The sequence below is a fragment of the Acidimicrobiales bacterium genome (genome assembly GCA_036491125.1).
In the GTDB taxonomy this organism is placed as follows: Bacteria; Actinomycetota; Acidimicrobiia; order Acidimicrobiales; family AC-9; genus AC-9.
The window spans coordinates 44,009-55,140 of the sequence record DASXCO010000091.1 but is presented as its reverse complement, the minus strand read 5'-3'; the positions used below and the strand labels follow the sequence as shown (position 1 = coordinate 55,140).

General features: G+C 70.6%; 11 protein-coding genes. 2 read left to right on the top strand and 9 right to left on the bottom strand.

The annotated features are described in order from the left end of the window. The coding region (locus VGF64_07880; GenBank protein HEY1634660.1) for a ResA-like WAxxUGC motif-containing protein at positions 1–789 on the top strand (789 nt) is incomplete at its 5' end. Positions 790–811: 22 nt separating this feature from the next. On the opposite strand, the gene gatB is transcribed toward VGF64_07880, so the two are convergent. From gatB to VGF64_07850, 6 genes are all read right to left on the bottom strand, one after another. Beyond that, the gene (gene gatB, locus VGF64_07875; GenBank protein HEY1634659.1) at positions 812–2,251 is read right to left on the bottom strand and encodes an Asp-tRNA(Asn)/Glu-tRNA(Gln) amidotransferase subunit GatB; all 1,440 of its coding nucleotides are present in this window, start codon (positions 2,249–2,251) and stop codon (positions 812–814) included. After that, complete coding sequence (gene gatA, locus VGF64_07870) at positions 2,248–3,717, bottom strand: Asp-tRNA(Asn)/Glu-tRNA(Gln) amidotransferase subunit GatA (protein HEY1634658.1); 1,470 nt, start codon at positions 3,715–3,717, stop codon at positions 2,248–2,250. Before gatA ends, gatB begins: the two co-directional genes overlap by 4 nt. Next, entirely contained in the window at positions 3,714–4,016 is a 303-nt protein-coding gene (gene gatC / locus VGF64_07865) for an Asp-tRNA(Asn)/Glu-tRNA(Gln) amidotransferase subunit GatC (GenBank protein HEY1634657.1), read from the bottom strand. Before gatC ends, gatA begins: the two co-directional genes overlap by 4 nt. A 63-nt stretch (positions 4,017–4,079) precedes the next feature. Then, complete coding sequence (locus tag VGF64_07860) at positions 4,080–4,376, bottom strand: hypothetical protein (protein HEY1634656.1); 297 nt, start codon at positions 4,374–4,376, stop codon at positions 4,080–4,082. A 67-nt stretch (positions 4,377–4,443) separates the two neighbouring features. Continuing rightward, positions 4,444–5,244, bottom strand: coding sequence for an alpha/beta fold hydrolase (locus tag VGF64_07855; GenBank protein HEY1634655.1), 801 nt, complete (start codon positions 5,242–5,244; stop codon positions 4,444–4,446). Next, entirely contained in the window at positions 5,241–5,549 is a 309-nt protein-coding gene (locus VGF64_07850; GenBank protein ID HEY1634654.1) for a 4Fe-4S dicluster-binding protein, read from the bottom strand. The genes VGF64_07855 and VGF64_07850 overlap by 4 nt, the downstream gene beginning before the upstream one ends. Positions 5,550–5,666: 117 nt before the next feature. Here VGF64_07850 and VGF64_07845 point away from each other — a divergent pair, with 117 nt between their 5' ends. Next, positions 5,667–6,074, top strand: a complete 408-nt coding sequence (locus VGF64_07845; GenBank protein ID HEY1634653.1) for an SCP2 sterol-binding domain-containing protein — start codon at positions 5,667–5,669, stop codon at positions 6,072–6,074. Between the two features lie 246 nt (positions 6,075–6,320). Here VGF64_07845 and VGF64_07840 read toward each other — a convergent pair whose 3' ends face one another. The 3 genes from VGF64_07840 to ligA form a co-directional block, all read right to left on the bottom strand. After that, complete coding sequence (locus VGF64_07840; protein ID HEY1634652.1) at positions 6,321–7,199, bottom strand: SDR family oxidoreductase; 879 nt, start codon at positions 7,197–7,199, stop codon at positions 6,321–6,323. A 96-nt stretch (positions 7,200–7,295) separates the two neighbouring features. Then, entirely contained in the window at positions 7,296–8,984 is a 1,689-nt protein-coding gene (locus tag VGF64_07835) for a protein kinase (protein HEY1634651.1), read from the bottom strand. 101 nt (positions 8,985–9,085) lie between these two features. Then, a complete protein-coding gene (gene ligA, locus VGF64_07830; GenBank protein ID HEY1634650.1) occupies positions 9,086–11,128 on the bottom strand; it encodes an NAD-dependent DNA ligase LigA in 2,043 nt (680 codons plus the stop codon). Positions 11,129–11,132 lie beyond the last annotated feature (4 nt).

The window sequence follows — 11,132 nt, the reverse complement described above, 5'->3', positions numbered from 1 at the left end:
GGCAACGAGCTCGCCCTGTCCAGCCTGAGGGGGCAGAAGGTGCTGCTCGTCGCCTGGGCGTCGTGGTGAGGCTGCCGCTTCGACCTGCCCGTGTGGCAGGAGGTCCGCCAGGAGCTGCACCCGAAGGGTCTCGAGATCGTCACCGTCGCCCTCGACACGGTCGGACCTGAGGCCGCCCGGCCCTGGATCGAGGCGGCCCGTCCCGAGCACCCTTCCCTCCTCGACCCCGCTCACCTGCTCGACGAGCTGCTTGGTGTCGTCAACGTTCCCAATGGCGCGTGGATCGACGAGGACGGCGTCCTGGTCCGGCCGGTGGAGCCCGCCTTCCCGGGCCGATCGCCGGCCTCGGACATCTTCGCCAAGGTCGACATCGACAGCCTGCCGCCCGAGATGGCCGAGATGCTGGCCGAGGCCCGCAAGATCAAGAGCGACCCTGCTGCGTACATGGCCGCGCTGGGCGATTGGGTGGATCGGGGCACTTCCAGCCCCTGGGCGCTCGACCCCGACGAGGTGGTGCGCCGCTCCGCGCCCCGGGGCATGGACGAGGCCCGGGCAGCGGCGGAGTTCGAGCTGGGCCAGCACCTGCACCGCCAGGGCCAGCCCGAAGCGGCAATCCCCCACTTCAAGGAGGCGCACCGCCTCCAGCCCGATAACTGGACCTACCGCCGTGAGGCCTGGAACCTGGTGAGCCCGGGCAATCAGGGGGCCAATGGCGTCTACGACAGCTGCTGGATCGACGACATCAAGGCCATCGGCGCGGAGAACTACTACCCAGCTCTGCGCCAGTAGTCCCGGACCTCCCGGGCCGGCCTCAGCCCTTGCGCGCCGCCAGCAGGGCCATGACCGCCTTGCCGTTGGCCTTGCCCCGCGTCTCCCGCATCACCTGACCCACCAGGAACTGCGACACCTTCGGGTCGCCGTCCTGGAAGCGTTGCCACTCGCCAGGGTTGGCGGCCAGGACCGAGTCGACCACCCCCGCCAGCGCCTCCTCCGAGAGCCCCTCGAACCCTCGGCCCCGGGCGATGTCGGCCGGGTCGCCACCGTCCTCCAACATCACGCCGAGGACGGTCTTGGCCTGGGTGGCGCTCAGCCGCCCGCTCGTCTCCATGCTCAGCAGCGCAGCGAAGGCGCGCGGGTCGAGCTTGCGGGCGGCGTCGGGGCGAGCCGCCGCCTCGTTGGCGGCCCGGTTGACAGCGAGCTTGGGCTCGGCGCCGGCGTCAATGGCGCCCAGCACCAGGCCGTCGAGATCGAGCTCGACCAGGGTGGCCACCAAGCCCGCCGGGACCTCACCGTCCGCCTTTCCGTCGTCAGACGCCGCAGCCGAGAGCTGCGCCCGCCGCTCGGCCGGCAACGTGGCGGCCGAGGCCCGCACCTTCGAGATCCAGGCGGGGTCGGGCGCGACCGGCAACAGGTCGGGCTCAGGGAAGTAGCGGTAGTCGTAGGCCTCCTCTTTGGAGCGCAGCGAGCTCGTTCGCCCCTCGACCTCGTTCCAGTGCCGGGTCTCCTGCGCGACGGGCTCGCCCGCCTCGAGCAGCGCGACCTGACGCTCGGCCTCGTGCTCGATGGCTCGTCCGAGCGAGCGCAGCGAGTTCATGTTCTTGATCTCGGCCCTGGTCCCCAGCTCGGCGCTCCCGGCCGGGCGAACCGAGACGTTGGCGTCGACCCTGAGCGACCCCTCCTCCATGCGGGCGTCCGACGCGCCGGTGGCGATGAGGATGCCCCGTAGCTCGCCGACGTAGACGCGGGCCTGGTCGGCCGAGCGGATGTCAGGGGCGCTGACGATCTCGAGCAGGGGCACCCCCGCCCGGTTGTAGTCCACCAGCGACTCGGTGGCCTCGTGGATGCGCCCACCCCTACCGACGTGGGTCGTTTTACCCGTGTCCTCCTCGAGGTGTGCCCGCTCGATGCCGACGCGGCTGCCGTCGGCCAGCTCAAGCCAGCCGGCGACGTTGATGGGCTCGTCGTACTGGCTGATCTGGTAGTCCTTCGGCATGTCCGGATAGAAGTAGTTCTTGCGGTGGAAGATCGACGGGCGGATCTCGCAGTGCAAGGCGTCGCCGACCCGCATCGCCAGCTCCACGGCGCCGGCGTTGAGCACGGGCAACGAGCCCGGGAGTCCGAGGCACACCGGACACACGTTGGTGTTGGGCTCGTCGCCGAAGACGTTCCGGGACGAGCAGAACAACTTCGTGGCCGTGGACAGCTCGCAGTGGACCTCGAGGCCCACGACCATCTCCCACTCCCTGCTCACCGCACGGCCTCCCGGCGCGAGCGAACCGCGTCGACACCTGTCGGGCCGGGTGCCAAGGCCTCGAGCGCGGCGCCGACACGGAACATCACGGCCTCACCGCGAGCCGGCGCCAGGACCTGCACGCCGACGGGCATCCCGTCGTCGCCCGATCCGAATGGCACGCTCATGGCCGGGTGACCGGCGAGGCTCGACGGGACGGTGCATACGTCAGTGAGGTACATGGCCAGCGGATCGGCCGTCTTGGCTCCAAGGGCGAAGGCAGTCGTCGGAGTCGTCGGGGCGAGGAGAGCGTCGAAGCGGGCATAGGCGGCGTCGAACGACCGGATGATGAGCGTCCGCACCCGCTGGGCCTGTCCGTAGTACGCGTCGTAGTAGCCCGCCGACAGGGCGTAGGTCCCGAGCATGATCCGTCGCTTCACCTCGGACCCGAAACCGGCCGAGCGCGTCGCGGTGTACATGGCCGTGATGTCGGGCGCCTCGACCCGCAGCCCATAGCGGACGCCGTCGTAGCGGGCCAGGTTCGAGGAGGCCTCGGCCGGGGCGATCAGGTAGTAGGCAGACAGGCCGTGGACCGCCGCGGGTACCGACGCCTCGTCCACCCGAGCGCCGGCCGAGGACAAGGCGTCGGCCGCCTGGCGGACCCGGGCGGCCACGTCCGGGGCCACGCCGTCGATCAGCTCCGCGACCACGCCGACTCTCATTCCGTCGACACCGTCGCCGAGCACGGACGTCACCGTCGGCGCGGGCTCGGCCAACGAGGTCGAGTCCTCGGGATCGTGCCCGGCGACGACCTCCAGTAAGGCGGCCGCGTCGGCGACGCTGCCCGTCAGCGGCCCGATCTGGTCGAGGGAGCTGGCGAAAGCCACGAGCCCGTAGCGAGAGACGACGCCGTAGGTGGGCTTGACGCCCACCACTCCACACAGGGCGGCCGGCTGACGGATCGAGCCGCCAGTGTCGGACCCCAGGGCCATCGGGACGAAGCCAGCTGCCACCGCCGCCGCGCTCCCACCGCTCGATCCCCCGGGCACCCGGCTGGGATCGTGGGGATTGCGGGTGGGACCGAAGGCCGAGTTCTCGGTCGAGGACCCCATGGCGAACTCGTCCAGGTTCGTCTTGCCCACGATCACGGCGCCCGCCGATCGCAGCCGGGTGACCACCGTGGCGTCATACGGCGGCCGCCACCCGTCGAGAATCCGGGAGGAGCACGTGGTGGGCACGCCCCTCGTGCAGATGTTGTCCTTGAGAGCGACCGGCAGGCCCGCCAGCGGACCGACGTCCTCGCCCGCCGCCACGCGGCGATCGACCTCGTCCGCCTCGGCCCGGGCGGCGTCCGCCGTGACCAGGTTGAAGGCGTGCACCTCGGGCTCGGCAGTGGCGATGGCAGCGAGGCGCTCCTCCGTCAGCTCCCGGGCCGAGCGGTCGCCGTGACGCACGGCCTGGGCGAGGGCGAGTACCGCCTCGCTCACGGCTCCTCACCCAGGATGCGGGGCACGCGGAACCGGGTGCCGTCGGTGTCGGGTGCCTCGCGCAGGACCTCGTCGCGATCGAGGCTCGGCCGGGCCACGTCCTCCCGCAGGACGTTCTCCATCGGCAGCGGGTGAGCAGTCGGCGGCACACCGCTGGTATCGAGGGCAGCCACGTCCGCGGCGTGCTCCAGCACGGCACCGAGCTGGTCGACGTAACGATCCAGCTCCTCTTCGGTCAGCTCCAGACGGGCGAGCGTGGCCACGTGGACCACGTCAGCCCGAGTGATGCGTCCGGCCATGTGGGCATCGTAGGGCAGCCCCGAGGACGCCCAGCCGTGATTTCGGGGCCCGGCGCCGAGCCGCTAGAGGTCGTCCTGGCGGATGATGTCGAGGTTGCGGAAGGTCGGCGGCTCGTCGCAGAGCTTGGCCAGCCCCTCGGCCAGCTCCCTGGTCTCGGGCAGGTCGGAGTTCGCCATGGCGGCCTCGTAGGACGGGAACTCGACCACCGTGATGAAGACGTCCTCCCGGTCGTGGTCCCGACCCGTGACCGCCCGCTGTGCAGTTCGGCGGCCGGCGGTGGTCGTCCTCCACTCGTCGAGCATCGCTTGGACCTCGTCCCGCCGGCTGGTCCGCATCTCGATGATCTGCATGAACCGCATAACTCCCCCCTTCGTCCCCGGCCGACAGCAGACCACGAAGCGCCCGCGGTGGCAAGGGCCTTTTGATCTATTTCGCGTCGATGGGCCGGGCTCCCCGGCCGGCCGCGGAAGGGCCCTGGGCAGTGACCTTGGCGGCGAACTCGACGGCGCGTGCCTCGATCAGACCTCGATCATGGTCGAGGGTCGCCACGTGGTAGCTGTGCTCGAGCCAGATCCGCTCGATGGGACCACCAACCCCCGCGGCGAGCACGTCACCCGACGCCGAGGGCACGACGTGGTCCTGGCGACTCGAGAACAGCAGCACCGGGCAGCGGACGCGGCCCAGGTCTGCCGCGATGGCGTCGGTGGCCTCCATCATGGAGAGCATCGAGGCGACGGGCGAGCCGGCGTACGCGAGCTCCTCGACGCCCTCGAGGGCGATGTCGGAGCCGATGCCCGGCATCGTCTCGGTGCCGGCGTCGAGCGCGCCCCGCAGGATCTCCCGGAAGCTCTCCGCAGGGGGCTCGATCAACGGGTTGATCAGGACCAGGCCGGCCATCTCGGTATGGCGCGTCGCCAGCCAGACAGAGAGGGTGCCGCCCATCGACAGGCCGGCGACGATGACTCGTCGGCTCCGGCCGGCGAGGTCGGCGTACACGTCCTCAGCAGCCGTCGACCAGTCCGTCCAGCGGGTGGGCAGCATGTCCTCGATCGACGTCCCGTGACCAGGGAGCAGCGGCAGCTCGACGGCGAGCCCGGCACCGGCCAGGGCCTCGGCCAGACCGCGCATCGACTGCGGGTTGCCGGTGAACCCGTGGAGAACGAGGGCGCCGTCGGGTCCCCCTGGGGCGGACCAGGGCTCGGCCCCGGACAGGATCGGGGCTGTCATCGGTACGGGTCGTCCCGACGCTGCTCAGCCCACCAGTCCTCCGGCGCGGGCTGCCAGTCAGGGTCCTCGTAGATGCAGTCGACCGGGCAGGGGTCGAGGCACTTCCCACAGCCGGAGCACAGCTCGGGGACGATGATCACGTCTATCCCGTGGTTGAAGATGGCACCGAACTGGGGCGGACAGTGACGGATGCAGGTGTCGCAGTTGATGCACTCCGACATCTCGATCCGGAAGGGGAGATGCTGCCACTTCGGATGGCGCTGGCGCGACTCCAGCCGCTCGACACGACCTGAAACGGAGGGCACGAGGTCCATCCTACGGCTCGCCGCTGCCCACACGGCTATCGTGCCTCGTCGACGGCTGGCTGGGGAGGCCAGCCCGGACGACAGCCAACGTGCCCGCCAGCAAGGGAGTTTCCCACCGTGGCCAAGTACCCGTTCCTCAGCCCCCAATGGGTCGAGGCGGCCAAGACCATCCGCGAGGACTATCGCGGCAAGGTCCCCCTGACGGCGCACGTCATGCGCCTCAACCAGGTGATCACCGAGGTCCCCTTCGGCGACGGGACGATAAACGCCCACGTGGACACCACGACCGGAGAGCTGGAGATCGAGCTCGGGCACCTGGAGGGCCCCGATCTGCAGGTGACACTCGACTACGCGACGGCCAAGGCCATCTTCGTGGAGGGCAATCCCCAGGCCGGGATGCAGGCGTTCATGGCCGGCAAGATCAAGGTCGAGGGGGACGTGACCAAGTTGATGGCCATGCAGGCGACCCCACCCGATCCGGGCACACTCGAGCTGGCGGGGCGGATCAAAGAGATCACGGAGTAGGCCTGGTCGCGGTCGCCGACGTCCTCACGCAGAAGACCCAGGGTCCTGGGGGGCGGCGGCACCGGCAGCGGCTGGGGAACACTGCCTCAGCTCGCCACCCCCCAGGGCCCTGGGCCCACCCAATCATATCCGGTCGCCGGCTCGACGTGCGAGGGCCAAATGGCCCGTAGCTACGACGGACTAGTACCGCCACAGGCGTTCCGTGCGGGCTGACATTCAGTCCTCGTCCGCGCGCATCGCCACCCGTCAGCCGAGGAGCTGCTTCATCTCGCTCTGCAGCTCCGCCACCGTCCAGCGGTCGTTCTTGTCGATCATCTCGGTGAGTGTCCACGGCTGGAAGGTCTGCACCTTGCCGCCCTGGACGAGGAACACCTTGCCGGTCGCGGGACAGGACTCCGAGGCCAGGTAGGCGACCAGCGGTGAGACGTTGGCGGGGTCCCACACGTCGAACTTGGCGGTGTCCGTGGGCGCCTTCACCACCTCACTGAGACCGGGAGTCGCCTCGGTCATGCGTGTACGGGCCGCGGGCGCGATGGCGTTGACCCGGACGCCGTAGCGCTGCAGCTCCTGGGCGGCGATGATGGTAAAGGCGGCGATCCCCGCCTTGGCCGCCCCGTAGTTGGCCTGACCCGGGTTGCCGATCAGCCCCGACGTCGACGAGGTGTTGACGATGGCGGCGTCGACGTCCTTGCCCGCCTTCGACTGCTCCCGCCAGTGGTTCGCAGCCCAATGAGTCGGCACGAAGTGACCCTTCAGGTGGACGTGGATGACCGCGTCCCACTCCGCCTCCTCCATGCTCACCAACATCCTGTCCCGGAGGATGCCCGCGTTGTTGATGAGCACGTTGACGTCACCGAACGCCTCGACGGCGGCGTTGATCAGCCGCCGACCACCTTCCCAATCGGCCACGTCGTCCGCGTTGGCCACCGCCTCGCCACCGGCGGACTTGATCTCGTCCACCACCTGCTGGGCCGGGCTCCGGTCATCGCCCGAGCCGTCGATGGCGCCACCGAGGTCGTTCACCACGACCTTCGCCCCTTCCTGGGCGAACAGCAGCGAGTGCTCGCGTCCGATGCCCCGGCCTGCCCCGGTGATGATGGCCACCCGTCCGTCGAGCGCACCCATGTCGCAACCTTCCCTCTCTCTAGAGCCGGCTTCCGCCGGCTGCGATCCTGCCTCGCACGTTGTCAGCCCGCCCGGCCGGGGTCAAGCGGAGGGTTCTCAGAGGGTGTAGAGGTTCACGCTCGAGCCGCGGTGCACGCGGCTCCCAGCCGGAGGGCTGGTGAAGAACACCCGGCCGCTGGAAAAGCCGAAGACGTTGGCCACCTTGAGCCCGGCCCCCTGCAGCGACCTGGTGGCGCCGGCAACGCTGGCGCCCAGCACCTCGGGCACGGTCACCATGTCGGGTCCGGCCGAGACGACAAGGGTGACCGAGGTGTCCCGGCCGACTGACGTCCCAGGTGCCGGCGTGGTGGAGATGACGTTGTCCTGGGCCACCGTGTCGCTGAAGGCGTTCTGCCGGGCCGGCACCAGCCGAAGGCCCTGGAGCTTGGACACGGCGTCGGAGTAGGACGCACCGGTCAGATCGGGAACCACGCGCGGAGCTGGGCCACTGGAGACGACCACGGTCACCACGGTCCCCTGCCGTTGGAGGCCCTGGCTCGGCGCCCAGCTGACCACCCCGGAGCCGGGCACGTCCTCACTCGGGGCAGTGGTGAGCCGCCAGCGCAGGCCGGCCTTGCTCAACAGATGCTCCGCCGTCGTCGCGTCGGCGCCGGTCAGGGACGGCACGGCGCGGCTCGGGGGCCCGCTACCGAGCACGTTCGTGGTGAGCAGCGCCGCGGCCGCCCCTCCGAGGACGAGCAGCGTGGCGAGCACGATGATGGGCCACCGCCGGCGCCGGCGGGGGCGGGGCCTCGTGTCGTGCGGCGCCGCCGGGGCGGAGGGGGGCGCGGTCGGAGGAGCGGTCGATCGCGCCGCGCCCAGGTTGGTCACGCCCAGGTCGGTGTCGCCTCCGACATCGCCGTCGTACATCACACCGCCCGGGCCCGGTGGGGCGAGTGGCAGCAGAGCCGGAGGTGGCAGCTGAGAGGAGAGCTGACCCAGGCTCGAGGCCAGCTCGTGGGCGTCGAATCGCGCGTCGGGATCGGGAGCAGCGGCCTGCTCGAGAACGGGCCCGAGCGGGCCGAGGGCGGCGGGCGCCCGCACGACGGCACCGACGCGCGCCATGAGCGTCGCGATAGTGGTGTCAGCGGCGAACGGGACCTGCCCGGTCACGACCTCGATGAGGACGAGCGACAACGAGTAGACATCGGCCCGCCCGTCCACGCGGTGCCCCTCGACCTGCTCGGGCGAGGCGTAGCGGGCCGTGCCGAGCATCGCCCCGATGGGCTCGGTCCAAGCCGCCTCACTCAGGGCCCGGGCCAGACCGAAGTCGGCGACGCGTAGCCTTCCCTCCTCCCCGAACAAGAAGTTGGCCGGCTTCACGTCCCGGTGGACGAGGCCTCTCCGATGGGCGTAGTCGAGCGCCTCGGCCGCCTGGGCACCCACGGCCGCCGCCTGCGCCGGGGTCAGCCGGTGTCCGGCGTCGAGCATGTCGCGCAGGCTTCCCCCGCCGAGGTACTCGAGCACGAGATAGGGCCCGTCGTCGTCCTCGCCCCAGTCGAAGATCTGCGTGATGTGGGGGTGGTTGAGCGTCGCCGCCGCCTGCGCCTCGGCTCGGAAGCGGCGCAGGAACGGCAGGTCGCCGGCAAGCGCCGGGTGGAGCACCTTCACGGCCACGCGCCGCCCCAGGACCACGTCCTGGGCGAGGAAGACGTGCGCCGAGGCCCCGCTACCAATCGGCGAGACGAGGCGGAACCGGTCGCCGAGGACGCGGCCCACGCGGTCGGCGAGGCGGGGCGTCGACACCGACGACAGGGTATCCCCCGGGGCCGACCGCCCGGATGACACCGGCGATCCGGGCGGGTTCCGGCCGGCGCGGTGCCTCGGCGTGCCGCTCCCTCACCGCTCTAGGTTGGAAGCTCGCCTGTCTCGAGCAGGCGCGCGAAGGCGGCCTCGTCGAGGATCGGGATGCCGAGGTCCCGAGCCTGGGCCAGCTTCGATGCGCCGGGGGCCTCGCCGAGCACCAGGGCCGTGCTCCGCTTGGACACGCTCCCGGGCGCCTTGCCGCCCCGGACCTTGATGGCGGCCTCAGCGTCCTCGCGGGACCAACCCTCGAGGGTGCCCGTCACCACGACCGACTGACCGGCGAGGTTCTGGGGCACTGACGGGGCCGCCGGGCCTTCGAAGTTCACGCCAGCGGCGCGCAACTTGTCGATCACGACGCGATTGGCGGGGAGCGCCAGGAACTGATGGACGCTGGCCGCGATCTTGGGCCCCACGCCATCCACGGCCGCCAGCTCCTCGGGAGTCGCGGCCATGATGCCATCGAGATGACCGAGCGCCCGGGCCAGGGCCACCGAGCCCGTGTCGCCCAGGTGGCGGATGCTCAAGGCCGTGAGCAGCCGGTCGAGGGGCCGCCCCTTCGACGCCTCGATGGCACCGAGGAGGTTGGCGACCGACTGCTGTCCGAAGCCCTCGAGCTCGAGGAGGGGTTCGGCGGTGAGTGAGTAGATGTCACCGGCGTCCTCGAGCAGGCCGAGCTCCACGAACAAGGTCACCCGCTGCTCCCCCAGGCCTTCGATGTCCATCCCCGAGCGGGACCCGAAGTGGGCGATGCGCTGGACCCGCTGCGCCGGGCACTCGGCGTTGGTGCAGAAGGTGTCGCTCTCTCCCTCCAGCCGGGACAGCGGGCGGCCGCAGGCCGGACAGGTGTCAGGAAAGCGCCACGCCCGCAGCCGCTTCGGGCGCAACGACAGCACCGGGCCGACGACCTCGGGGATGACGTCGCCCGCCTTGCGCACCATCACGGTGTCACCAGGGCGCACGTCCTTGAGCGCCACCTGGTCCTCGTTGTGCAGCGTGGCCAGGCCTACCGTCGAGCCACCCACGACCACCGGCTCCAGCTTGGCGAAGGGCGTTGCCTTGCCGCTCTTGCCGATCGACACCATGATGTCCAGCAGCTTGGTGCTGCGCTCCTCGGGGGGGAACTTGTAGGCGATCGCCCAGCGCGGCGCCCGCGACGTGAAGCCGAGCTCCTGCTGGTGGTGCAGCTCGTCGACCTTGACGACCACGCCGTCGATCTCGTAGTCGAGGTCGTGGCGGTGCTGCTCCCATTCCTCCGAGAAGGCGAAGACCTCCTCGAGATTCGCCAGCACCTTGACCTCAGGGTTCACCGGCAGCCCGGCCCGCCGAAGGAAATCGAGCGACTCGGAGTGACGGGTGAACCGCGGCCCGCCCTCTCTCGCTCCGAGCTGGTAGGCCCAGAAGGACAGCTCGCGGCTGGCCGTGATCTTCGGGTCCTTCTGCCGCAGTGATCCCGCCGCCGAGTTGCGCGGGTTGGCGAAGAGACGCCCGCCCGACTCGGCCTGCCGGCGGTTGAGGTCCTCGAACGCCGACAGGGGCATGTACAGCTCGCCCCTGACCTCGAGCACCGCCGGACAGCTGCGGCCGTCGAGGTCGAGGCGCTCGGGGATCACGCCCACCGTCGCCACGTTGGCGGTGACGTCCTCACCGGTCTCGCCGTCGCCTCTCGTCGCCGCCCGGCTGTACCGGCCGTCCTCGTACAGGATCGAGATGGCGAGACCGTCGATCTTCAGCTCGCACGCGAAGGTCACCTCGCCGCTGATGACGCGCTCCATTCGCTTGCCCCACGCCACCAGCTCCTCGAACGAGAAGGCGTTGTCGAGGCTCATCATGGGCAACCGGTGCCGCAGCGGCGCGAAGAGTGGCGACGGAGGTGCCCCCACCGTGCGAGTTGGCGAGGTGGTCGCCGCCAGCTCGGGATAGGTGTCCTCGAGGTCCCGCAGCTCCCGGATCAGGGCGTCGTAGTCGGCGTCGCTGACCTCGGGGGCGTCGAGAACGTGGTAGCGGTGATTGTGGTGCTCGACCAGCCGGCGAAGCTCATTCACCCGATCGGCGGGGTCCGTGTCGAGAGGCCGATCGGAACTCATCGTC